A 24,442-nucleotide genomic window follows, 5' to 3' on the forward strand; every position below is an offset into this window, starting at 1 on the left:
ATTCCTAGATAACCAAATACCGCTAACCAGTCCAATTCACTACCAGTAATCATAAATAACAACTAAACAACTAATCAATATTTGTTTCACGAGGAAGATAGATGGCAAAACTAGTGCGATCGCATTGACTCTGCAAACAAATGTTTCCACCCAAAAGTTCGACTAGGTTTTTAACCAATGCTAACCCAATACCAGTCCCTCCAAACTTCCAAGGATCGTGATGGGGAATACGATAAAATTTGTCAAAAACTCGCTCTTGTTCTACATGGGCAATTTCAACCCCAGTATTGATAATGTCGATTTTAATACCATCATTGCTCGATCGCGCCGACAAAATAATCATTTCTCCTTCTGGAGTGTATTTACAAGCATTATTAATCAATTCTGCTACAATTCGCTTAACCACTGAAATATCAGATCTAAGTTCAGGTAAATTGGACTCCAAATCCACAATCAAAGTTTGATTTTGGCTATCTATACGCTCTTGAAATGGTTCGAGAATTTGCGGTAGCCACACAGCAAGATCGATCCACTGCATCTTGATTATTTCTTTTTTAGCATCGATGTAACAAAGAGTTAGTAGATCGTCCACTAATTGGTTTTGTCTTCGACAAGCAGAGCGAAAAATATCTAATACTCTAGTAAAAGTAGCGGATTTATTTGAGCCGATTTCTCTCTCTAACAGTATTTCTAGGGTTTCCGATGCTAGCTGGATACTGCTCATGGGAGTGCGCAATTCGTGAGAAATAGTTCGCAGAAAATCGTCTTTGAGTATATTCAACCGAGCTAATTCTTCAAGTTGCGTTTGCGATTGTTTATATAGTCTTGCTTGTCTAATGGCGATCGCACATTGACTGGCGACTTGTTCTACTAAACTAATTTCTGATTGTTCAAAAAACTCTTCCTTCGGACGCAGCAACCAAAGATTACCTAACGTACCGCGATCGTCAAAAATAGGACAGACTAATCTAGTCGCCTGTGTATCGATCGGACTGAGTTCGGGGACTTTTTCCACAAACTGTAGGGATTGTTTTTGCAACAATTGATGATAGAGTTGGGGAAAATCTCTGACCTTTCTTTTGATTCCCTGACAGTTAGGTGGCTCGATCGCATATTCATATGCCACTGTTGCAATAATATCTAGGGAATTTGCATCTGATTGGCGATCGTTGTCATATAGTTCAATTTTGCAGCGTTCTATATTTAATACTTTGCCTATTTCTTGAGTAACAGTTTGGAGAATTTGAGGCTCGTTTAAGCTATCTCTTACTCTGTCTGTGATGTTACGAATTAAAGATTCAAACTTTACCGAAGTTTCTAGTTCGATCGTCCTGTGTCTGACTTTTTGTTCCAAATAATTATTGAAACTTTGAACCTGTTCATAAAGTTCTGCTTGTTGTACGGCAATGCCTACCTGAATTGCTAATTGTTTGAGTAATTCAACTTCTTGGATCAACCACTGACGAGGGGATTGACAGTGATGAGAAATTAACAGTCCCCATAATTCTCCACTAGCGACAATGGGAACGACTAAATTGGCTTTGACATCGAATGATTTTAATACTTCTTCATAACAAGGAGCTAGATTGGCTGTTTGAACATTTTCTACTGCATTAATTCTTCCCCCTTTATATTGTTCGATATGTTGGGCGGAAAAACAGGGATCTTTGATCCTAAATCCAAAAACACTAGCAGCATAATTTTGGATCGATTCGGCAACAATTACGCCACTCAAGTCAGGTTCAAAACGATAAATAAACACCCGATCTGTTTGTAGAAACTGTCTCACTTCCATAACAGTGCGATCGAGAATTATTTCCAAATCTAAAGACTGACGAATTCGTAAAGCGATCGCAGCCACAATATTTTCTTCTTCTTGATTAAAAGAAAAAACTTTTGAGTTTTTAACAGAGTTGGATTCAGGCAAAAATATTTTCCTGGTAAGTTTTGCTTTTTATCCTTAAATCTTAATATTTTTTAAAAGATAAGATCGCATTCTTAAGAAAATGTTAAAAAAATAGGCTTTTTTATTCGATTAAAATCTTAATTCATCATTAATCTGAGTATTTAAACTTATAAAACCTGATAGGGTTTGTAAACAAATGTAAACCAGATATTTTTAACTAACTATTAGTTCAATCGAAAACGATCGTGAATGCAGAAGAACTTTTGAGACAATATCGAGCAGGAAAAAGAAATTTCTCTCAAGTCGATCTCGCTCAAGAAATTCTAAAACAGACTAACTTATCTAAAATCGATCTCAGCCAAGCAAATTTAACTGAAGTCAATCTAAGTCAAGCAAATTTATCAGAAGCAAATTTCTATCAGGCTAATCTAAATCTGAGTAATTTAAGTCAAGCCAAACTAACTCAAGCAAATTTGAGATTGACTTCTATGGAGTCAACATTATTATATAAAGCTGACTTAAGGAAAGCCCAATTAGAAAAAGCCAATTTGAGTCGTGCTATTTTACAGAGAACATTTTTGCGGGAGGCAAATCTAGAAGGGTCTATTTTATTTAAAGCCAACCTACAACAAGCAAATTTAATTGATGCCAATCTACAACAAGCAAATTTAACTGATGCCAATCTCAAAAATGCCTTTCTACAAGGAGCAAATCTATTTCAAGCTTGTCTGGATCATGTCGATCTCAGTCAAACAATTCTGACAGGGGCAATTATGCCTGATGGGACAGTTATTCGATGATTATGAATTAGTAATTTAACAGTGAATTAATACTTGATAAAGGCGGTTACTGTCAGCCACGGTAATAGTGAAGCCAAGGTCTCCGTATTCTAGCTTTTCTCCCTGTTGGGGTATCTTTTGCCATTGCTCTAATAAAAAACCTCCTAGAGTGTTGTAATCATCAGCTACGGGTAAACTTAACTCTAGTTGTTCGTTCACTTCTTCTAAGTTCATCTGAGCTGAGACGAGAAAAGTACGATCGTCTAATTTTTGGATGGCTTCAATGCCAGAGTCGGGATCGTTTCCTGCATCGCCGACAATCTCTGCTACTAGGTCGTGGAGCGTGATTAAGCCTGAAGTACCGCCAAATTCATCGATTACTATCACCATTTTTTGATGAGACTGTTGCATTGAAGGTAAAAGTTCGTTGAGGGATGTAGACTCAGGAATAAAATTTACCTGTTCGACCCAAGGCTCGATAATAGAATCGCGGTTTAATTCTCCTGTTGCCAAAGGTTTGGATAGTTTTTTGTAGTGAATAATTCCGCGAATGTCGTCTAAAGAATCCCCAATAACAGGATATCCAGAATAGCCAGATTCGCAGATAGTTTCGAGTAATTCGCCAAAAGTAGTAGTTAGAGAGAGAAATTTAATATCAGTCCGAGGAATCATTGCTTGTTCGGCTGTATCGTCGCGAAATTCAAAAACATTCTTTAAAAGTTGTCTTTCTTCTGCTTCTAAGCCAATGGATTCTTTTTCTGTGGCAATAATCAGTTGCAATTCTTCGGAAGTGAGTTGTTCGTACCACCCTTGACTGTTATATTCCATTCCTACTAGTTTTAAAAGCAAGCGAGTAGACAAATTTAGAATAGCCACAAATGGTCGAAAAATGCGAGCAATAGCTAAGCTAGGGGGTCCAAAAAATCGTGCGATTTTTTCGGGATACATTAACGCTACAGATTTAGGAAAGAGTTCCCCTAGAACTATCTGTAAATATGCCAAAATAATAAAAGCAAGGGGTAAGGTAAAAGAATGAGCGATCGCTTGAGATAAATAATCTGGTAGAGATAGCTGTTTCGTTAGGGCAATAATCGCCGTTGCCATTGTTCTTTCTCCCACCCATCCTAAAGCTAGACTAGATAGAGTAATACCTAGTTGAGTGGTAGATAACAGGCGATCGATACTCCTTTGAAGAGACTGGACAGTTTGAGCCTGGAGATCTCCATCTTTGACCAGTTGACTGATGCGAGAGCGACGTACAGAAACAATTGAAAATTCTGCGGTCACAAAAAAAGCATTAATCGCAATTAGTAAGAAAACACCAATGAAAGTCAACAATAAATTTTGTTCTGCCATTGGTTAACTAACTATGAGTAAAAATATTGAATATCATTGCGTGAAAAGCCGATCTATCATTTATTCTCGGCATGAACTTGGTTATATACTTTGATTAAAATATCCTTTTCTTTAATAATTTTTAAACCTTTATGTTCTCCCCCCAAAGGTTTTTGATTTTTGTTAAAATCTTCAGAGCTAACATCGGGTTGAGTAACTACTTTAAGAGCTTCTCTACCCATGAAATAGCCGACATAAGAGCTAGCAATGCCTCCTGAGAGCATCATGAGAAATAAAAAAACAGTTAGCCACAAATTAACTCTTATTTTCATGTAATCTTGATTGTGTATTATTTTTTAAGATTATTTTTGCCAAAGATACGAGATTTACTAATATAATGGTCTACTAGAGCAAAAAACCAATAACCAGGGTTGGCCGAGCGGTTTAGGCAACAAACTCATAATTTGTGCAAGGCAGGTTCAACTCCTGCACCCTGGACTCGATCTGATTCGCTCCGCCATTCTATAAACTATATATAGGATAAATTATAAACTTGCTAACCCTCTCGTCAAGTATTTTTGAAATGGGCATCTGATAAAACAGATTGACAATTTGAGAATTAGATATCGCGAACAAAATGGAAGCTGTAATTTTTGTTGGATTGCAGGCTTCGGGAAAATCTTCTTTTTATCGAGAAAAGTTTGCCAACAGCCATATTCGGCTCAATTTAGATATGCTCAAGACTCGTCATCGAGAGAAGTTGTTATTCGATGCTTGTTTGCAGGCAAAGCAATCAATGGTTGTTGATAATACCAATCCCACAAAAAGCGATCGCGCTAAATATATTCTACCTGCCAAACAACATAAGTTTAAAATTACGGGTTACTATACTATATTTATTTAACTAAAAAGTCAGGAGTAGACAAATTTGTTTTCCCCTGACAATTTTTTTATAACGTTTTAAATTTTGCTTGGCTATCAATAATACAACAAGGCTTTAGACCAATATTAGTCTCAAGCAATTAATTGCACTTTGAGCGAAACTTACGTTGTTTTAATCTTCGTGATCTTCAAAAGGATCTCCTAAATCAGCAGATGGAGGACCAAATGCTGTGTAGATAGAATATCCAGTGATAGCGACTACTACAGCCCCTATACTAACGCTAAGAACTATTGCGGGTTCCATAAGTTGATCTAAATTATGATTACTCTTCCTCTATAATATTACAGAAGATTACGAAAAACCCGATATAACATCATTATTGGACTATGTCACAAGAAACTCGTTTGGGAAATATTCTCAAACCTTTAAACTCTGAATACGGTAAAGTAGCACCTGGTTGGGGAACAACTGTGTTAATGGGAGTCTTTATGGCTCTATTCCTGGTTTTCCTCTTGATTATTTTGCAACTTTATAATTCTTCCTTAATATTAGAAGGAGTTGATGTTGACTGGAGAACATTAAGTCGATAGACAAGTGTGATTTAAGATATATCTAAATAGCTAATAAATTGGTTCGACCCTATGGTTTATTGGGGATCGAACCAATATTCATATAACTTATTAAAATTACGGGAATACAGCATCATGAACATTTTTGGCATTGGTTTACCAGAAATGGCTCTAATTACTATTGTTGCTCTTTTAGTATTTGGTCCTAAAAAGCTACCTGAAATTGGTCGTAGTGTCGCCAAAACCCTGCGCAGTTTTCAAGATGCTTCTAAAGAATTTGAAAATGAATTTAAAAAAGAAGCGCAAAAAATTGAAGAATCCGTCACCATGAATGCGAAGTTAGAAGCAGCAGGAGACTCAAAAACTTCAGAGCAAACGGATATTTCTGCTACGACAGAATCATCAAAGGTAGTTGATTGACGCTCCAACGGGTAAAACCGCGTTGGCTTTCTCGACTCCCGTACTATCTGTCAACTTAGTTACAGATTATTTTCCTATTAGTTGTGGTTTAATAATCGTTAATGTAGCAATTTTCGCCTATATCGAGTGGATATTGATTGACAATTAACAATTAATCGGCAATAAATTGCTTGTTATTAAAATTATGTCGCCCTAGTTGCTATTTCTTTTGGTTAAGAAAAAAGCTCTAATATAATTGTCAATTTTCAAGTACTATGAAGGCGGAAAAAACCAACTCCGATAAAATTTATCGTAATGCGATCGCAAAATACGATCGAGACTTAATAGATACCTATTATAAGCGAGGTAAAACTTATCTCAAGCTAGAAGATTATCCGAAGGCGATTGAGGATTTTAATACCGTACTCAAGCTAAATCCTCAAGATACGAGGACTTATCTGATTAGGGGGTATGCGAGGGGCGAGATGAAGCAATTTAGCCTAGAAATAGCTGACTATACCGAAGCTATTCGTCTTGCTCCTAAATTAGCTAAAGCATATCGCAGTCGGGGTTATGCCTATGGAATTTTGAAAAATTACGATAAAGCGATCGCCGATTTTCAACAAGCGATCGAACTCGCCCCTAATTACACTCAAGCTTATTACAATCTTGCTTGTACCTATAATATCTTGGGGGAACATCTACCAGCATTAAGTGGATTCGATAGAGTTATCGAATTAAGTCCTGATAACGCAGCAGCATATCATCATCGGGGCAACCTTTTCAGTTTTTTAGAAAATTATCAACGAGCGATCGCCGATTATAGCGAAGTCATTCGTTTAGATCCCGACTGCGCCAAGGCATACAATGCCAGAGGGAATGCTAATTCCATCCTGGGATATCATCACAATGCCATTATTGACTACAGTCAGGCTATTTTGCTAGATCCTCAAGACTGGCAATCAATTTATAATCAGGGTACTGAATATCAAAATATAAAAGACTATAGCAATGCTATTGCTAGTTATAGTGAAGTGATTCGTCTCAAGCCACAATTAATCTCGGCATATCAAGATAGAGCCAATATTTATGGTAGATTAAAAGACTATTCTAGGGCGATCGCTGATTATTCGAGCATCATCGACTTCGATGCCAATAATGAAGATGCTTTTTATCATCGTGGCAATGCTTACAATTTTCTGCAAAAATACCAACAGGCGATAATAGAATACGATCGCTGTATTAAGTTGAATCCCAACCATAGTAATGCTTTTTATAATCGAGGAGTTACTTATAGTTGTCTGGCTCGATATCGAGAAGCGATCGTTAACTACGATCGCGCAGTAGCTATTACCCCTCAATCAGCCTCGATCTATAATAATCGAGCCAATGCTTACAAACAATTACAGGAATATCAAAAAGCGATCGCCGATTATACTCAAGCTATTTTCTACGATCCTGACTATAGTGACGCTTACTATAACCGAGGATTGGTATATCATATCTTGCAAGAACCAGATAAATCGATTAAAGATTTATCTCTAGCTGCCAATTTATTTGGAAAACAAGGTAAAAATAAGATCGCCAAACAAATAACGGCAAAAATCCAAAACTTGTATAGCATCAAACAAGCTGTAGGATAATTATCGATATACCCAAAGTGGTATCAGTATTGCTATATATTCAAACTCTAACTCTAATTTGGCGCGATCGAAAAAATCAACAAAAATAGTTGACTTAAAAATCAATTTTAGTTATGATAACCTCAGTGTTGATTTAAAAATCAATTAAAAAAGTGTCAAGTCTTGTGGATCTACCTCACCATAAGACTTACAAAACTTAAAACCATTGATTATTCTCAAGGAAGATTATGAGCCAAGCCAACGCAAGAGATAACAAAGATGCTATTTTGGCAGCATTCGATCGATTGTTGAATCAGTATCAAATAAGTGAATCTAAAATAGCGACAAAAGAAGAAGAAGCAGAAAAAAACAAAAATCAACAGCTATTAAAAAAGACAGTTAATTATACCGCTGATAATATTATTAATGGTATGGCTTCTTTGCAATTAAGTTTTGGCAGTGCGGTTAATGGATTAGCCGACAACTTAACTATTGAGTCAAATAAATTAGATGAATTACAAAAAGTGATCGCTGTAGAGCAAGAATATTTACAACAACTCAATCAAGTTCGATTGGTTGCCGATGCCCTACATATTTTAAATCTAGAACATCAAGAAAAAATAGAATCTCTACAAGCTAAAACAAGTCAAGAGAAAGAAACTATCGAACAAGAGGTTGCCCAGAGTAAAAAATATTGGAAAAAAGAACAAGATGAATTTGAAGTTAGGGTCAAAGAGTCAGCCGAGTTATTAGCTAAAGAAAGAGAAGAAGAAGAAGCAGACTATCAATATGAATTAGATCGTCAACGAACTATTGAAAATGATGAATACGAAGAAAGCCAACGTTTACAAACTAGGGAATTGGTAGAACAAGAAGCCGTTAATTCGCAAGATTGGGCGGAAAGAGAAAAATACTTAGCAGATAATAAACCAGAGTTTATTAAAAATCAAGAACAGATTGATGGCTTTGAAGCCAAGTTGAAAGAAGAATATAATAAAGCGAAAGGGAATGCTATTAAAGAAGCAGATAATAAATATAAAGTAGAAGCAGAATTACAAGAAAAAGAATGGTCTGGAAATCAGCAAGGCTACGAACTAAAAATTGAATCTTTAACAGTAGTAATAGAAAGACAGACACAACAAATCACTGAAATTACGGCTCAATTACAAGAAGTTAATACTCAAGCCCAAAATTTAGCAATGCAAGCTTTTCAATAACTAATCCTAAAGGATACCGCTACGCATATAACTAATAACCAATTACCAATAACTAATAAAACATCATGACAATTAATTCTAAAAGTACCAAGGCAGAAATTTTAGCGGCATATAAAGAGTTGGACAAACAAAAGAAAAGTTTGGAATCTCAACTTAAAAATTCTCCAAAAGTTAATCCTATTACTAATAAAAATACGACTCAAGATATAGTCAGAAAATCAATCCCAACAGTTAATATAAATAGCAATAGTACTAAAGGTATTTCTAATACAATTCAAGCTTTGGCAGAAATTCAAAGTAGTTTTGGTGGAGCAGTTAGTAATTTATCAGAACATTTAATTGTAGAAGCAACCCAACTAGAAACTGTCAGAAATGCGATCACTTTAGAAAAATTAGAATTAATAGAACTACATAAATTAGAAAAAGTTACAGAATCAACTATTGACGATTTAATTAAAAAATATCAAGCAGACTCTAAAAAATTCGCTGAAGAATTGAATCAGCAACAAGAAAGCGATCGCCAAGAAATTGAAACTCTTAAACAAGCTTGGGCAAAAGAGAAAGAAACTCACAGCAGATTTGTTAAGACGAGAAATGAAGAATATCGCAAGGCACAACAACGAGAGAAAGAAGAGTATGAATATAACTTAGATCTAACAAGAGATTTGGATGAAGAAGAATATAATCAACAAACAAAATTACGCCAACAAGAATTAGAGTCGAGTCGTAAAATATTAGAAAAACAATGGCAAGAAAAAGAAGCAGAAATTGCCAAACTAGAACAAGAATATAGTACTGCTCAAGAAAAAGTTGTAGCCTTTGAAGAACAACTGCGGGCAAAAATCAAACAAGCTAATGAAGAAGGAAAGGGAATTGGTAATTATCAAGCTAAAATCAAAGCCGATCTTCGAGCCAAAGAAATTCAAGGAGAAACCAGAAACTATCAACTAAGAATTGATTCTTTAGAACAAACAATCGAACATCAAGAAAGCAGAATTAGAAAATTATCCCAACAGTTAGATGCTTCTCTACAACAAGTCCAAGATTTAGCAGTCAAAGCAATTGAAGGTTCGTCAAATCGCAATTCTTTTGAAGCCATGAAAGCGATCGCGATGGAACAAGCCAAGACTCAAAGCAAAGGTAAATAAATTGCTTTCTTTGAATAATTAAAGCTTAAATATTCAACTTTCTAGGGTGTGTAGGGATAAATTAATTTTTTGTCCCTACTTTCTTACTTATTTATTAGCTCACTACCGATTGTCTCAAACGGCGAATGCGATCGCTATAACTACGCATTATTTCTAAACCAAACATGGGGGTTTGTTGCACCGCAAACAAAAAGTGTTTTCGTTCCATTAACGCTAACTTACATTCTGTTTTAGCGATCGCCGTACTAGCTCTTTTACTATCTAGATGCACCAAAGCACCTTCCCCAAAGATATCTCCCTGATGGATGGTTTCCAAAACTTTGCCGTTGACTGTAATTTCGACTTCTCCTTCTACCAAACCATACATTACATCTCCCGAATCACCATCGGCAAAAATAACCTCTCCTGGTGCAAAAGTTTGGGGACTCGGGGATGTTTGAAATATTTCAACGGTTTTTACGGGTGATAGCATAACCTAGTCTCCTCATTGGTATTTGACTGTAATGCCTACCCTTCCTGCTATTTGCTATTTATTGATCGAGGTAAGCATTTTATTTAGATAAAGACTAGGTTAACAAAAGGTTAAAACATTTGGAAAAAAACCAGTAAATTTATTCAAAATTAGGATAAATTTCTTCATCAAATAACCGACGAATTTCCATACTGAGATCCGATTGATTCTTCCTGAGGGTTTCGACTAGAGTATCGTAATCTTTTTTTACTTCATAGGTTAATTTTCGCTTAGGAGACTGGACTTCTGGCAGCCAAGTAGTGTGGAAAGAGAAGCCGATATTGAGTTCGGGGTGGCTTAATTTATATAAAGGACCTTGGTTTAATTCTTGAGCATCAAAGATCCAAATTTCGCTGTTTTGCGACCATTGCGGATCGTTATTGGGGTCTGTAGATTGGGATAAAAGGCGATCGCTGGTCAATACCGCGCAGACGATATAACCGTCGGTTTGATCTTCTTTGTTAGGACGGGGAATAAATTGTGCCGAAGTACCCAAATTGCGCTTATCAAATTGATAAAAGTTATTTTCGTTTAACTGAATGGTTGTCTCATCGCCATTTTTGATAACTTGCAGATGGCACAAACTAGAAGGGACTCCATCATAGATCAAATCTTTGACTTTATCTGTCTCCACAATACGATTAGCATAGTCTTCATAAGCTCCCAAAGTCCTGGTGGTTAAGGTATCTGGCCAAGCACCCCAATTATTCCAAAAAATATCGGTGAGATTTCGGGTTGGTCGTCGATCGGGATAAACATAAAAAGCCGTAGACCAAGTAAGCAAATATTTAGGATCGATCTGATTGTTAAGGCGATCTTTTTTCCAGTCGGTAATTTGTTGATTAATTTCATCCCTATTATCTAAATTGGGGAACATTTGATGGTCGATTAGTTTTCCTGTCTTGGCATCGATTTCCAAGCGTCCCAAACGACTGATATCCGTGGGACTGACAATATTTCCTGCCAACTGTTGCAAGCGAGAAGTTAGGTCTGGATCGTCATAAATATCGTCTAGATCGTCTCGATCGCGATCGTCATAAGCAGAGCGATCGTAAATACGGATATACTCGGCAATATCCGAGGCTGCTAAGTGACCAGCATAAATAATCAGGCGATCGCCTGTATCGTCGTAATCGACCACATAATGAGAAAATTCGGGGGCAATTTCTACGGGAGTGGCAACGACTTTAGCGAGATGTTTAAAGCGATCTGGGAAAAAGAGGCGATTTGGCTGGGGTGTAAAATTTTCATCTAAATCCAAATCTTTTTTATCGATAATATAGAGCTTAGTACTGGGATATTGAGGATAGTTAAGAAAGTCCGTTATAAAGACGATTAAAGAACTCAAAGTCGGATTTTTAGCAAACGGCATCGTATTTTCTAGAGAAAACTTAAATGATGTTTCCGCAAATACAATATAGTTATTACTAATCCCCATCTGATGCACTGTTTGATCGATTCTCAGAGGTTTATTACAAGGTAAAACCACATTCCAGGTTTTTGCTATTTTGACTTTTGTACCATCCCAGCAATGCAAGAGAACAAAATCATAACCCCCTCGGAACAATCTCGCTATTTGCACTATTCCTCGCAAAAACCAAGTCACAAGCTGGAGAGAGAATAGAATAATCGTGTAGATCAAAATTAAAATATTTTGAAAACTCTGGGTAAAACTGAGGTCTTTATCGCGCCAAATATCATCGATAATTGGTTTTAAAGCTTGCCAATTCTCTCCTAACCTGAGTTTAAGGGATCTGGGCAAAGCAAACATCGTCCATAAAGACTTGCCCACATTGAGGGTATAAAACCTTTCCGCATCGCGATCGAAGACGGGATGTGCCGAACTCATCAAGTTCTTAAAGGGAATTGGTTGCTGATCGGGTAGCAAATCCTGCCAGTCTTCATTTTCTCCTACAGGGGTTAGGGTTTCTAGGGTTTCTGGATCGACTTCATAAGGTCTACCCACGTCCCAAGTCACCAACAAACGTTCGCTTTCGTCGTCTGCTAGTTTAAAAGGCACAAATGCCGTATTTAATTGATTGCGAATCCCCAGTTTATTAAACGAACCCCGAGATATACCCAAATTATTAAATCTCAAGCTGCCGTATAGATTTTGCTTGCTAGGATCGGAGGTAGCCAAATCAGCATAATAACAGGGTGGCTTCATGATACGAGTTTTCAAGCTAGCTTGATTCTCAGTAAAACTCAGACGATATACCATGCCATCGCCGTTATACAAAGCAGTCCAGCCATCTTTGCTGACCCAAACCACATCATCGTTATTGTCTACCCGAGAAGAATTGGGCGAACCCACAGGACTAACCATAAAATAGTGACCTGTCAGATCGTCGGGGAGAGTAGTGACATTTCCCGCTGCATCTCTAACTGTCAGAGGAATCGGGTTGATAAACTCCTTTCTGCTTACCGAAACAACGGTTTGAGGAAATCTCGAAGGGTAAACAGGTGGAATATTATTGGTATTGGAAGTCTCTAAAGGGGTATTAGTCACGATCTAACCTGATAGAAAATATTGACAACTAAAATCTCACACTATTCTTGTTACTAGGGTATAGACTCGATCGCTTATGCAAAAAAGCACCTATTGTAATAAAAATTGATATCTAGGGCGATCAAAAATTACCAGACTGTGTATATAAACACCAAAAAATACATATGTAGATTAACATACGAAAATAGCAGACATATCAATCTAACTACTTATAATCATGGTGCAGCAGCAATCCCAGAGTACCGCTTGGGGCGGTCAAAGTAATGTTACTCTTTTTGCTAGAAACAAAGGCATTCCACCATCAGTCGAGAAGGTATTGCTCAAGCTAAATAAAGCTTTTCGCGGGTTTCCACCGTTTTTATTAACCGATCTCGGTAGAATGGTCGAACCTCCCGTAACAAAAGGATTCAAAGCATTACCCCCAGGAGTACATAAAAAAGTTGGAGTAGTCGGGGCAGGATTAAGCGGGTTAATCGCTGCTTTAGAATTGGTCAAACTGGGTTACGAAGTAGATATTTACGAAGCAACGGACTTTATTGGGGGGAGATTGGGGGCAAAACCCAGTGATGATTCCCCTTCGGGTTTTTGGGAACATGGTTTGCATCATTTTTTTCATAATGTCTATGATTACTTGATGCAAAAGATCGAAGAAGTAGGGGCAGATCGTTATTTTGAACCAGTAGACGAGGTATTACTAGAGTTTGAAAACTACGAACCAGAAGTCCTAGAAGCAAAACCCAACGCCCATTTATTAAATATGCTGGGTATCGTCTGGCGATCGCCGAATGTTACCATGTGGGATGCGATTAAAAGCGCGCCAGGAATGATTCCGCTGTTTTTCTACAACCATGAAAGTGTCTTTCAAAAGTTTGACAGCTTAACTATGGTGGAATATTCCCAAGGAAAAATTGCCAAGCCTTTCTTTGATACTTTTATTAAAACCGTACTTACTGTTAGCCTCAATCGCACCGAAGATATTAGTGCAGCCCAAGCACTCCATTTAATGTGGACTTTCTTTATTCGCAAACCCGATGCGATGTTGCGAGTAGTGCCAACAGATAACCATTACACCTCCATTATGCAGCCCTTCGGCGATCGCTTGGCAGAATTGGGAGTCAAGATCCATTTAGGCTATCGAGTTAATAGTTTAAAACTAGATAATCATCGCGTTACTGGTTTAGATTTCACCAACGAAGAAAGTGCAGACTTAGATTATTTAGTGTTGGCAACAGATATTAGAGGCACGAAAGAAATCTTTGCAGCCACAGAACAAGAAGAACCCCAAACCACTGCCACTTTAGAACCAGTTAGAGCGATCGTCAATAAATTGCGTACCGCACCTCCCTATGTAGTCGCTCGCGCTTACCTATTAGGCAAACCAGAAAACCCAGATCGCCCCGACGTGATCGAAACTCCCGAAAATCAACCAGTAGATTTAGTATTCCAAGCACACAAAACCGAAAAAAGTGATACAACTTGGGTCAAAGCTGCCCCTGCGGGGGAAGATCGATGGGTGATCGAAGTCCACGCTTATGATTTAGGCCCTACTTTAGCCAGAAAGTATGACGGTTTAAAAGAGAAGGTGAAAAATTGCTCTGACGAAGAATTATGGCAATTAATCTTGCAATTATCCGATGCAGAATTATGGAATGCTATCAAAGAAGAATTGCGGGATATCGATGGTTTATCCAAACTAGCAGATGCTACTCCCGTGGAAGATGGCGGATTACAAATCGGTCGCTATTTTAACTTTACAGGCTTTCAAGTCGGACAAGGCGATCGCCCTGCGCCATTTTTTGCCGAACCCCACATTACTAATTTAGTAGTAGCGGGAGACTGGGTAGCCCTCCAGGGTAAAGATGGATTTGCCAATCGCCCTGGTCAAGTTTATCCTGGCGGTAACTTAATGGGTCAATCTGCTGCTGTTGCGGGGATTGCAGTAGGCATAATTGCGGCTCAAGATAATGTTGTTGGCCCTTATGTATCAGTAATTTAATCTGCTAATTAGGGCGTAAATTAATGCGCCCGCGATCGCCTTTAAACTCAATTATGTTTTTTCTAAATCTTCTTTATCCAAATCATCATCATTATTATTATTGCTAGAAAGCGCATCCGTAATAATGTGAGACAACAAGCCAAGAGGAGCAAAAAAGAGACAGAGAAATAAAGAATGAATTATCCAGATTTTTTTCTCTTGTCCTTGCCAATAGATCCATCTTCCTAAAAATAAATCAACCACTAAAAAGTGAACCCACGTTGATGCTGCCGAACCTTCTTGAGATAAAGTTTTAGCAAATACATCTAGTTTGGGAGCAGCAAAAGCCAAGGCAGTTTCTAAACTAAATGAAGCAAAAAAGAAATAAGCATACAAAATAATTAAAGGTATAAAAGGTAGATAAGACTTCATTATTTTTTGGGTAATGTTCCAATTAGGAAGAAAAATAATTAAAATCCAAAAAGATGTAGCATAAAAAATTGAAATATCAAATAATTGAGAAAAACTCATAAGTTAAACCTCGATAACATAACCAAAAAAAGCTGTTTGATGGTAATTTTATTATAAATATTGACTCAATTTATGGCAGTAACCATTTAAGATAAAAGTGGGCTATTTGTATAGGTTGAAGATGAACTTTAAACCATTGTTTTTTACTATTATTCCTGGCATCTTGCTTGGCATTCCCTCTTCAATTCAAGCTCAAGTAATTGAAGATAGTTCTCTCTCTACAGAAGTACAGACTGAAAATAACCGCGACTTCAACATTAATGGAGGAGAGCAAACAGGCAATAATTTATTTCATAGCTTTGCTGAATTTTCGATTCCGACAAATGGTTCGGCGTTTTTCAATAATGCCCTGACAGTTGAAAACATTATTACTCGCGTAACGGGTTCTTCTATTTCCAACATTGATGGTTTAATTGGCAGCAACGGAACAGCTAATTTATTTCTACTAAATCCTAACGGCATTATTTTTGGGGAAAATGCCAGCCTAAATATTGGTGGTTCTTTTATTGGTACGACTGCCGAAAGTTTGGTCTTTGAAGATGGTATAGAGTTTAGCACTAAGTTAGATAATTCCGAAACATTGTTAACAGTAACCGTACCTTTGGGGTTACAGTTTGGCAGCAACCCAGGGAACATTACTAATCGAGCTAATTTTTCAATTCCCAGTCGTTTCGATCCTACGGGAGAAGAACGCATAAAATTAGGACTCACTACCCTTCCAGGTAAGACTCTCGGACTATTGGGAGGAGATATTACTTTCGATGGAGGAGCGATCGCTGCTCCAGGAGGGAATATTGAATTAGGTAGCGTTGCCGAAAACAGTTTTGTCCCTCTAGAGTCTATTGCCCAAGGATGGACGGCTAATTATGATAATGTAAGTCAATTTCGAGATATCAAACTAAATAATGTGGCTTCGGTAGATGGTAGTGGAGAAGGTGCGGGAGATATTAATATTTTAGGTAGGAATATTCAACTCTTCAATGGCTCGGCTATTACATCCAATACTTTAGGTGCTTTGGATGGAGGAGCTATTACAATTCGCGGCTCAGATTTAGTGGAAATTAATGGTAGCGATCTTACAGGTACAAAATTAGATTCATTATTAGCTGGGTTAGACATTTTTTTTCCATTTGCTAGTCAGATTTCCAGCAATACTATTGGCACTGGGAAGGGAGGAAATGTTGAAATTATCGCTCAAAACTTAAAGTTAGTTGATGGTAGTTCAATCTCATTACAAACCTTAGCTCTCTCACCCGAGCAAAAAAACTTAGGACAAAGTGGCAATCTAAATATACAAGTTTCTGATTCGATTCAATTAGCAGGAAATAGACCATTGTTAGGCATAGGAGAAAATGCGGAAAATCTAGTTTTGCCTTCAATTGGATTAGACACCGCAATTGAAATTAATTTAGCTAGTGGAATACAAGTCTTATCCATTAGTGATGCCGATGGCGGAGATCTAAAAATAATTACTCAGAATATTAGTTTGCGAGATGGTGCGACGATCGCTACTGCTCCTTTCTTAGACGGTAATGCGGGAAATGTGGAAATAACCGCCAGCGAATCAATCGAAATAATGGGTACCACATCAAAAACTGGCGAGATAGGTAGTAATATTGCCAGCAATACTGTGGCAATAGGAGATGCTGGAAATATCAATCTTAATACTGACAGATTAACTATTAAAAATGGGGGACTAATTATCTCTTCTAGCAATAGTGTGGGTAATGCTGGAAATATAGATATAGAAGCTGCATCAATTGAAATTAGTGGTTTTTCTCCGTTTAATGATAGAGTGCCTAGTTTGATATCTGCCGAAACTGATGATGGTGGAAATGGAGGTAATATATTTATTCGTACAGATAGCTTAAGTATCAGCGATCGCGCTATCCTTAGCGTTCGGGGTTCTGGGACGGGAATACCAGGAAATTTGCGGGTAAATGCTAACACGATCGATCTGAGTAATTTTGCTAGCATCACTGCTGGGACAGAATTCCAGTCTGGAGGCAACATTGAATTAAATGTAAAAGACAGTCTTACTCTGAGGGAAAATAGTCTGATATCCGCGCGGGCTTTTGGCGATGCCAATGGAGGAAATTTAGATATTGAAGTTAAATTTTTGATTGCTAATCCCAATGAAAATAACGATATTCTCGCTACGGCTGTTCGAGGTAATGGGGGAAATATCAATATTGGTGGGGATGGAATTTTCGGCGTTCTAGAAGGTTTATCCCAACCTCCCAATTCCAGTAATGATATTGATGCTAGTTCTGAATTTGGCGTAGATGGTACGGTAAATTTTGACTTTCCTAATTTCAACGAGTCTGACTTTGCGACTAATAAATCTTACGAGGCGATCGATGAGAATAATTTGATCGGCAATAATTTTTGCAATCTCAGCGTAGGTAGTGAATACTATTTTGTCGGTAAAGGCGGAATAGCAGTATCCCCCGATCGCGATTTAATCGTAGAAGATAGTTGGACTGATTTACGTTTTTTTGATGACGATCAATTAGCCTCCAGACAAGCAATAGAATCAATAGAAGCAACAGAGAAAGTTAAAAAAGTTGAAATGATTCGGGGATGGGTTAAAGATCGCCAAGGAAAAATAGTGTTAACCACAAATCCCGTCGCGATCGCTCCTCTGTCACCAGAATTACCTCGTCCTGATTGCAACACCAAACGAGTAATCGGTAATGAATAATTGAATATGGATATAATTTTGTGTCATCAAACCGTAGACTTTGATGCTTTGGGTTCGGCAATTGGTTTATCTCGGGTCAAACCTGGGGCAAAAATCGTGCTAACTGGAGGAGCGCATCCTGCGGTCAAGAATTTTCTAGCACTATATAAGGATGAGTTTACTTTTGCTGAAATGCGTAGTATTAGTCCTGAAACCATTTCGACTATCTATATTGTTGATACTCAAAAAAGCGATCGCCTCGGGGCAGCAGCAGATTGGTTTGATTTGCCCAACGTTGGGAATATTGAGGTTTATGACCATCATGTCGATCTCAAATCCGATATTGCGGTAACAAAGATTCATACCGAAGCAGTGGGGGCGATAACTACTTATATCGCAGAATTATTACAGGAACATAATCTGAGCTTAACCACATTTGAAGCTACGGCTATGGCGTTAGGTATCCATGTCGATACAGGCTCTCTTACCTTCGACCAAAGTACTCCCCGCGATGCTAAAGCGATCGCCTGGCTGATGGAACAAGGGGCGAATATTTCAATTGTCTCAGAATATGTCGAACCAGGATTATCACCCCAACTACAGGATTTATTAAAACAAGCCCTGGATCAATTAGATAGAAAAACTATCCAAGGATACGCTGTTGCTTCGGTAATGTTGAAGACAGATAAATTTGTTAATGGCTTGGCTACTTTAACAGCCCGACTAATCGACCTAACAGAAAGCGATGTCTTGCTTTTGGGTCATCAATACCAAAAAAGTCAGAGTCAGAAACTCGTAGTTATTGGGCGATCGCGTTTAACCCAAACCAATCTCAATCAACTTTTCAAGCCTTTTGGTGGTGGGGGACATGCCCAGGCTGCTTCTATGTCAACTCAAACCGATGATGCCCAGCAGCTATTTAATGAATTAATAACTCAATTGGAATCGCAAATTCCCCATCCTCCCACTGCTAGAGATTTGATGTCTTCCCCCGTCAGAACAATTCGCCCCAATACTACCATCGAACAGGCTCAAAAAATCTTATTTCGCTACGGTCATTCAGGAGTCTCGGTAGTCGATAAAAGCGATCGCTTAGTCGGTATTATTTCTCGTCGCGACTTAGATTTAGCTCTTCATCACGGTTTTAGTCACGCTCCGATCAAAGGCTATATGAGTCGCAATCTTAAGACTATTACTCCCAACACCACCTTGCCAGAAATTCAATTTTTAATGGTTACTTACGACGTGGGTAGATTGCCCGTAATTGAGGGGGGGGATTTAGTTGGCATTGTAACTCGTACTGATGTTTTAAGACAGTTACACGATGGTCAAAATGAAATAACCGACACCATAAGCAAAGCTAATTTAACTACTCGTTTATTACCCACTCTACAAAATCGTTTAGAATCTCCCATTTGGCAATTGTTGCAAAAAGTAACCGATGCAGCCCAAGCCAAAGGCTGGAATCTTTATTTAGTCGGCGGTGGGGTTAGAGATGTATTGTTAACTGATGAAAGCGATCCCCTATTACTACAGGATATAGATTTAGTTGTAGATGGTTTTCATCGCTCGGCAGACGACCGCGCGGGGGTAGAATTAGCAGCAGTAATTCAACAGATGTATCCCGATGTCAGCATATCTATACACGGTGAATTTCAAACAGCAGCTTTGTCTTGGCATAAAGATCCTATATTTAGCAATCTATTAATAGATATTGCTACTGCCCGCACTGAATTTTATCCCTATCCTACTGCCAACCCTCAAGTAGAAGCTAGTTCTATCCGTCAGGACTTATATCGTCGAGATTTTACCATTAATGCCCTGGCAGTACGTCTCACACCTCCTAAACGGGGTGAATTTTCCCGTAAAGGAGATTTATTAGACTTTTTTGGCGGTTTAATCGATCTTGAGGCTCGTCAGATTCGAGTGCTACACCCTAATAGTTTTATCGAAGATCCGACTCGTATTTATCGGGCGGTTAGATTTGCCGTACGTCTGGGTTTTACTATCGAACCTCAAACGGAAGAGTATATTCACTATGCAATTAAAAGCGGTGTCTATCAAGAATTAAGAATTAGCGATCGCGCTTCCCCAGCCCTCACCACCAGGTTGCGGGCAGAATTAAAGTATATTCTTCAGGCTAACTATTGGAAACCCGCTTTAAAATTACTAGCTAAATTAAATGCCCTTAGTTGTTTGCATCAAGATTTGGTTTTTACCAAGGCTTTAGCATGGCAAGTCACCTGTGTATCTCGCTGGATGTTTTATATAGATATTCCTAACGTCCAACCGTGGTTAATTCGCCTAGAGATATTAATTGCCCATCTATCACCTTTCGATAGACTGGAAGTGGCGGAAAATCTCCAACTACCCAAAGATAGTTTGCAAAGACTACAGCAATTAGAAATCTTAGAAACAGAAGTTGCGCCCCAACTATTAAATTCTCAATTGCCCAGTCAAATTCATCAGTTATTACAGATTTATAAACCCCTAACACTGATTTTATTTGCAGCCAGAGGTGATAAAAATATTCGGCATATATTATGGCAATACATCACAAAATTATCTCAGGTCAAACCACTATTAACGGGCAATGATTTAAAAAAACTGGGTTTCAAACCAGGAAAACTATATAAAGAAATATTAGACGATGTTTTGGCTGCAACTCTTGATGGCAAAATACGCGATCGCCTTACCGCCGAAAAATATGTATTAGAACATTATTAATGTTGACGTTCCTCGTTTTCTCAGACAATTAGGGTTAACCGTATTTTAGTTGGGCAATAAAGACTTATAGATTATTCCATGGCTAACTATAATCGATTGAAGAGAGCTTTTTTGTTTACAAATCGACTTAGAAGCTTACATAAAATAAACTAATGCCTATAATAATAAGAAATTATTAGGGCTTCCAGTTTTGGGAAAAATCATTCTAAAATTAACGTTAATTAGTAAATTTAGACACCATCAGATCCAGATAGTTTAAGTCAAACTTAGATAGCAGTAAAGGAAGGATTGCCATAGTGATTCAAAATCTAGAACAACACTATAAAGTATTGGGATTAGAACCAGGTGCGTCTTTAGAGGAAGTTAACCAAGCTTACAAAGACCTAGTATTTATATGGCATCCCGATCGCCTTCCCCAAGAAAATGAAAGATTGATCCAGAAATCTGTCGATAAGCTCCAGAAAATTAACGAAGCACGGGATTTTTTACGCTCTTATCATCGAAAAAACGGCAAAGTAGCAGCTAAAAGTCAACCCAAATCTACTACCTATCCTCGCCAAGACTATTATGGCGATCGCAATACTGATCGAAATAGAGAAAGCTACGCCAGAAGAAATAGCTATCAATCTTACTCTAGTAGCGATCGGCAACAAACCTCTTCTCAAACTACTTCTAGACGATCTTCGGACTATCAATCTAGAAAACCTTGGGACTATCGAGCATATTACTATTCTCCCCACAATCCTAACAATCCAAGCTCTAACAATAGAGATAGCGATCGAGACTTTCGCGAATCTAGTAAAAATTACGCAGCGAGTCGCACCTCAGAAAACAACTATAAAAGACCATATTATAAAGACTTGCGGGGAGCGGATCTGAGTAGATCCAACTTTAAAGAAAGAGACTTTTCGGGGAGAGATTTATCCCAGGCTAATTTATCCTATGCAGATTTGAGCGATACTTTCTTGCATAAAATTATCTTAGAAGGAGCTAATCTTCAGGGAGCTAATCTCAAAGGAGCTAATTTACTCCAAGCAAACTTAAGAGGGGCTAATTTAAAAGAAGCCAATTTAATCGGTGCAGATTTAAGTGGCTCGGATTTGAGTGGTGCAGATTTGAGTGGTGCAAAAGTTGGTTTTAATAAAAAAATCATGGTCAAGCTCACCGCCGTTAAACTAACGGGTGCTACTCTACCCGATGGATCGATTCATCCTTAATTCGATTTAATTTAATTTAGTTGAGGTGACTTCTCCCAACAGACAAATATAAAGTTTAATGCCAAAATCAATTGGTGATGGGATTTCTTACAATATACAAAACAATCAATCTAATCTAAGAAATTTTAAAACTTTTTAGCGTTCTTTTTGCGAGATGACTTAATGACTAGCAAACCTCCTTCTAATGGTAAAAACTCCCAATCTCCCATTAGCAAAGCTGTTACCCAAGCCGTACAAACAATTCAAGCAAAAGTAAATTTTAATTCCAGCAATTTCAAATCGGGCAAACAAACTCCAGAATTGCGCATCAAAGAGGCTAACGGCAAAGAACAAGCTTATCCATTAGCGGGCGATCGCTATACTTTAGGGCGTAGCTCTCGTTGTGATATTAGCATTCGCAACCCTGTAGTCAGTCAAACTCATTTAATTATTAAAAGAAATCGCAAAAAACCTCGTTCTTTTATTATCCAAGACGAAAAATCTACCAACGGCATTTATCGAGGGAAACGTCGTTTTAAAACCTTTTCTCTCTTTCACGGCGAAAGCTTTACTTTAGGGCCTCCAGAGCTAGCTGCGGGGGTTACAGTAAGCTATTATAATCCTCCCCCACTCTGGTTGTATTTGATTCGCTATTCTCTCTATGGTATGGCAGGAATGTTGGGTTTATTAATCCTCATCCTGGGTATTGAATGGTTTAAAGTACCCGTATATCCCATTCCCAAAGAATCAACTTTACCTGTAGTAGTATACTCGGGTGACAATAAAACCACTATTAATCCTACTGCTCGCAATAATACCCATCGCGAACTAAAAAAACTTTCAGATTTTTCCTCCTATTTACCCGATGCCGTAGTTGCTTCGGAAGATAGTCGTTTTTATTGGCATTTTGGAGTCGATCCTATTGGAGTAACCAGGGCAGTAGTAATTAATCTTACTTCATCGGAATTGCGCCAAGGAGCGAGTACCCTGACCCAACAATTAGCCCGTAGTCTATTCCCTGAAGTCGGTAGAGAAAATACGGCGGGACGAAAAATTCGCGAAATGATGGTGGCGTTTAAGCTAGAAACTTTTTATAGCAAGGATTTTATTCTCAAAACCTATTTGAATCGAGTGTATTTAGGTATAGGTAGCTATGGCTTTGAAGATGCTGCCCAATTCTATTTTGAAAAATCCGCAGCCGACCTCGATCTTTCTGAAGCTGCTACCCTAGTGGCTATTTTACCTGCACCCAATTTATACAATCCTGTTAAGGATTACGATACCGCAGTAGGCTTGCGCAATCGTATTATCGATCGCATGGTCAAACTAGGTATGGTAAACGAGGCAGAAGCAGATCGAGCCAGGCGATCGCGTATTGAAGTCAGCCCCAAAGCCCGCCAAACTTTTTCTAGTACAGTTGCACCTTATTTTTATAGCTATGTCTTAAACGAATTAGGAGCATTATTAGGTTCGGATGTAGCGCGAGAAGGCAACTTCATCGTAGAAACGGGTTTAAATCCCCAACTACAAGCTGAAGCCGAATCAGCATTGGAATATTCTATTAGTAACGATGGCGATCGCTTTGGCTATTCTCAGGGTGCAGTTGTCACCCTCGATAGTCGCAACGGCAATATTATCGCTCTAGCTGGAGGGGTAAACTTCAATCAAAGCCAATTTAATCGAGTAGTCCAAGCAAAAAGACAGCCAGGCTCGACTTTTAAAGTATTTGCTTACGCAGCAGCATTGGAAGAAGGCATCGATCCAGATACGGAATACTCTTGCGCTCCTTTTTCTTGGAAAGGGCAGCAATATCGAGGATGCGAGCGTAGTAGCGGTGATATTGACATGTATCGTGGGTTAGCTCAATCGGAAAATGTTACCGCCTTGAGAGTAGCCGAAGAAGTCGGTTTGAAAAAAGTCATTGATGTGGCACAACGTTTGGGAATAAAGTCTCCTCTAACAGAAGCTCCAGGATTGGTAATTGGACAAAGCGAAACCACCGTTTTAGAAATGACTGGTGCTTATGCCACCATCGCTAATGATGGAATTTGGAATAAACCCCACGCTATTAATCGCATTTTAGATGGCAGTGATTGCCAAAAATCTGGCGATCGTAATACCTGTCGTGAAATTTATGTTTTCGACGACGACGAGGAAACCTACCGCGATGTTATTTCCCAAGACGTTACGGACGAACTGACTAAGATGCTTAAAGAAGCAGTAGAAGAAGGTACGGGCAAAGCTGCATATATAGATCGAGGAGAAGCAGGGAAAACTGGCACAACTGACAAAAATGTCGATCTTTGGTTTATTGGTTATGCTCCCATCAAAGATTATGACTATGTCACGGGAGTTTGGCTGGGTAATGACGATAATTCCCCCACCAGGGGCAGTAGCTATCAAGCAGCAACCCTTTGGGGTAAATATATGAAGCAAGTTGTCAGCAATTAAC

The 24,442-nt window shown here is 38.3% G+C and carries 19 protein-coding genes, 1 tRNA gene and 1 pseudogene; 14 read left to right on the top strand and 7 right to left on the bottom strand.

All coding sequences use genetic code 11. The annotated features are described in order from the left end of the window. Positions 1–70: 70 nt before the first annotated feature. Positions 71–1,927, bottom strand: a complete 1,857-nt coding sequence (locus I4641_RS01265; RefSeq protein WP_229638608.1) for a sensor histidine kinase — start codon at positions 1,925–1,927, stop codon at positions 71–73. A 224-nt stretch (positions 1,928–2,151) separates the two neighbouring features. Between I4641_RS01265 and I4641_RS01270 the strand changes: the two genes are divergently transcribed. Continuing rightward, positions 2,152–2,706: a pentapeptide repeat-containing protein gene (locus tag I4641_RS01270; RefSeq protein WP_229638609.1), complete on the top strand. Its 555-nt coding sequence runs from the start codon at positions 2,152–2,154 to the stop codon at positions 2,704–2,706. A gap of 15 nt (positions 2,707–2,721) precedes the next feature. Here I4641_RS01270 and I4641_RS01275 read toward each other — a convergent pair whose 3' ends face one another. Then, positions 2,722–4,041, bottom strand: coding sequence for a hemolysin family protein (locus tag I4641_RS01275; RefSeq protein WP_229638610.1), 1,320 nt, complete (start codon positions 4,039–4,041; stop codon positions 2,722–2,724). Between the two features lie 56 nt (positions 4,042–4,097). Next, a complete protein-coding gene (locus I4641_RS01280) occupies positions 4,098–4,352 on the bottom strand; it encodes a hypothetical protein (protein ID WP_229638611.1) in 255 nt (84 codons plus the stop codon). Between the two features lie 93 nt (positions 4,353–4,445). Between I4641_RS01280 and I4641_RS01285 the strand changes: the two genes are divergently transcribed. Together I4641_RS01285 and I4641_RS01290 are read left to right on the top strand one after the other, a co-directional pair. Beyond that, a tRNA-Ile gene (locus I4641_RS01285) sits at positions 4,446–4,518 on the top strand. Positions 4,519–4,657: 139 nt separating this feature from the next. Next, positions 4,658–4,909: pseudogene (locus I4641_RS01290) on the top strand (ATP-binding protein); the annotation flags it as partial. A 165-nt stretch (positions 4,910–5,074) separates the two neighbouring features. Here I4641_RS01290 and psbN read toward each other — a convergent pair. After that, positions 5,075–5,206 carry a photosystem II reaction center protein PsbN gene (gene psbN / locus I4641_RS01295; protein WP_229638613.1) on the bottom strand — a complete coding sequence of 44 codons (132 nt, stop codon included), beginning with the start codon at positions 5,204–5,206 and terminating at the stop codon, positions 5,075–5,077. An 83-nt stretch (positions 5,207–5,289) separates the two neighbouring features. On the opposite strand from psbN, the gene psbH reads away from it, so the two are divergent. The 6 genes from psbH (at position 5,290) to I4641_RS01325 (ending at position 9,858) form a co-directional block, all read left to right on the top strand. Next, complete coding sequence (gene psbH, locus I4641_RS01300) at positions 5,290–5,493, top strand: photosystem II reaction center phosphoprotein PsbH (protein ID WP_229638614.1); 204 nt, start codon at positions 5,290–5,292, stop codon at positions 5,491–5,493. Positions 5,494–5,607: 114 nt separating this feature from the next. Next, the gene (locus I4641_RS01305) at positions 5,608–5,892 is read left to right on the top strand and encodes a TatA/E family twin arginine-targeting protein translocase (RefSeq protein ID WP_263858083.1); all 285 of its coding nucleotides are present in this window, start codon (positions 5,608–5,610) and stop codon (positions 5,890–5,892) included. Further along, entirely contained in the window at positions 5,885–6,040 is a 156-nt protein-coding gene (locus I4641_RS01310; protein WP_229638615.1) for a hypothetical protein, read from the top strand. The genes I4641_RS01305 and I4641_RS01310 overlap by 8 nt, the downstream gene beginning before the upstream one ends. Positions 6,041–6,146: 106 nt before the next feature. Then, on the top strand, positions 6,147–7,514 hold the full coding sequence (locus I4641_RS01315) for a tetratricopeptide repeat protein (protein WP_229638616.1): 1,368 nt from the start codon (positions 6,147–6,149) through the stop codon (positions 7,512–7,514). A gap of 227 nt (positions 7,515–7,741) precedes the next feature. Further along, complete coding sequence (locus I4641_RS01320) at positions 7,742–8,710, top strand: hypothetical protein (protein ID WP_229638617.1); 969 nt, start codon at positions 7,742–7,744, stop codon at positions 8,708–8,710. A gap of 65 nt (positions 8,711–8,775) precedes the next feature. Then, positions 8,776–9,858, top strand: a complete 1,083-nt coding sequence (locus I4641_RS01325) for a coiled-coil domain-containing protein (RefSeq protein WP_229638618.1) — start codon at positions 8,776–8,778, stop codon at positions 9,856–9,858. Positions 9,859–9,952: 94 nt separating this feature from the next. On the opposite strand, the gene I4641_RS01330 is transcribed toward I4641_RS01325, so the two are convergent. Together I4641_RS01330 and I4641_RS01335 are read right to left on the bottom strand one after the other, a co-directional pair. Further along, positions 9,953–10,330, bottom strand: a complete 378-nt coding sequence (locus I4641_RS01330) for a cyclic nucleotide-binding domain-containing protein (RefSeq protein ID WP_229638619.1) — start codon at positions 10,328–10,330, stop codon at positions 9,953–9,955. A gap of 139 nt (positions 10,331–10,469) precedes the next feature. Further along, the gene (locus I4641_RS01335; RefSeq protein WP_229638620.1) at positions 10,470–12,878 is read right to left on the bottom strand and encodes a carotenoid oxygenase family protein; all 2,409 of its coding nucleotides are present in this window, start codon (positions 12,876–12,878) and stop codon (positions 10,470–10,472) included. 217 nt (positions 12,879–13,095) lie between these two features. Between I4641_RS01335 and I4641_RS01340 the strand changes: the two genes are divergently transcribed. Then, positions 13,096–14,874, top strand: a complete 1,779-nt coding sequence (locus I4641_RS01340; protein ID WP_229638621.1) for an FAD-dependent oxidoreductase — start codon at positions 13,096–13,098, stop codon at positions 14,872–14,874. A gap of 51 nt (positions 14,875–14,925) precedes the next feature. On the opposite strand, the gene I4641_RS01345 is transcribed toward I4641_RS01340, so the two are convergent. Beyond that, positions 14,926–15,384, bottom strand: a complete 459-nt coding sequence (locus tag I4641_RS01345; protein ID WP_229638622.1) for an ABA4-like family protein — start codon at positions 15,382–15,384, stop codon at positions 14,926–14,928. A gap of 121 nt (positions 15,385–15,505) precedes the next feature. Here I4641_RS01345 and I4641_RS01350 point away from each other — a divergent pair, with 121 nt between their 5' ends. The 4 genes from I4641_RS01350 to I4641_RS01365 all read left to right on the top strand — a co-directional run bounded on the left by I4641_RS01350 (position 15,506) and on the right by I4641_RS01365 (position 24,441). Next, positions 15,506–18,088: a two-partner secretion domain-containing protein gene (locus I4641_RS01350; RefSeq protein ID WP_229638623.1), complete on the top strand. Its 2,583-nt coding sequence runs from the start codon at positions 15,506–15,508 to the stop codon at positions 18,086–18,088. A 6-nt stretch (positions 18,089–18,094) separates the two neighbouring features. Beyond that, positions 18,095–20,794, top strand: a complete 2,700-nt coding sequence (locus I4641_RS01355) for a CBS domain-containing protein (RefSeq protein ID WP_229638624.1) — start codon at positions 18,095–18,097, stop codon at positions 20,792–20,794. A 296-nt stretch (positions 20,795–21,090) separates the two neighbouring features. Continuing rightward, positions 21,091–22,011: a pentapeptide repeat-containing protein gene (locus I4641_RS01360; RefSeq protein WP_229638625.1), complete on the top strand. Its 921-nt coding sequence runs from the start codon at positions 21,091–21,093 to the stop codon at positions 22,009–22,011. Between the two features lie 162 nt (positions 22,012–22,173). Beyond that, positions 22,174–24,441, top strand: coding sequence for a transglycosylase domain-containing protein (locus tag I4641_RS01365; protein WP_229638626.1), 2,268 nt, complete (start codon positions 22,174–22,176; stop codon positions 24,439–24,441). The last annotated feature ends 1 nt before the right edge of the window (position 24,442 follow it).

The organism is Waterburya agarophytonicola KI4, from assembly GCF_020640915.1.
Lineage (GTDB): Bacteria > Cyanobacteriota > Cyanobacteriia > Cyanobacteriales > Xenococcaceae > Waterburya > Waterburya agarophytonicola.

What these genes read in the sequence shown, in the direction of transcription:
- I4641_RS01275 (WP_229638610.1), bottom strand. Translation starts at nt 4,041, where the DNA reads ATGGCAGAACAAAATTTATTGTTGACTTTCATTGGTGTTTTCTTACTA.
- I4641_RS01280 (WP_229638611.1), bottom strand. Translation starts at nt 4,352, where the DNA reads ATGAAAATAAGAGTTAATTTGTGGCTAACTGTTTTTTTATTTCTCATG.
- psbN (WP_229638613.1), bottom strand. Translation starts at nt 5,206, where the DNA reads ATGGAACCCGCAATAGTTCTTAGCGTTAGTATAGGGGCTGTAGTAGTC.
- psbH (WP_229638614.1), top strand. Translation starts at nt 5,290, where the DNA reads ATGTCACAAGAAACTCGTTTGGGAAATATTCTCAAACCTTTAAACTCT.
- I4641_RS01305 (WP_263858083.1), top strand. Translation starts at nt 5,608, where the DNA reads ATGAACATTTTTGGCATTGGTTTACCAGAAATGGCTCTAATTACTATT.
- I4641_RS01315 (WP_229638616.1), top strand. Translation starts at nt 6,147, where the DNA reads ATGAAGGCGGAAAAAACCAACTCCGATAAAATTTATCGTAATGCGATC.
- I4641_RS01320 (WP_229638617.1), top strand. Translation starts at nt 7,742, where the DNA reads ATGAGCCAAGCCAACGCAAGAGATAACAAAGATGCTATTTTGGCAGCA.
- I4641_RS01325 (WP_229638618.1), top strand. Translation starts at nt 8,776, where the DNA reads ATGACAATTAATTCTAAAAGTACCAAGGCAGAAATTTTAGCGGCATAT.
- I4641_RS01330 (WP_229638619.1), bottom strand. Translation starts at nt 10,330, where the DNA reads ATGCTATCACCCGTAAAAACCGTTGAAATATTTCAAACATCCCCGAGT.
- I4641_RS01340 (WP_229638621.1), top strand. Translation starts at nt 13,096, where the DNA reads ATGGTGCAGCAGCAATCCCAGAGTACCGCTTGGGGCGGTCAAAGTAAT.
- I4641_RS01345 (WP_229638622.1), bottom strand. Translation starts at nt 15,384, where the DNA reads ATGAGTTTTTCTCAATTATTTGATATTTCAATTTTTTATGCTACATCT.
- I4641_RS01350 (WP_229638623.1), top strand. Translation starts at nt 15,506, where the DNA reads ATGAACTTTAAACCATTGTTTTTTACTATTATTCCTGGCATCTTGCTT.
- I4641_RS01355 (WP_229638624.1), top strand. Translation starts at nt 18,095, where the DNA reads ATGGATATAATTTTGTGTCATCAAACCGTAGACTTTGATGCTTTGGGT.
- I4641_RS01365 (WP_229638626.1), top strand. Translation starts at nt 22,174, where the DNA reads ATGACTAGCAAACCTCCTTCTAATGGTAAAAACTCCCAATCTCCCATT.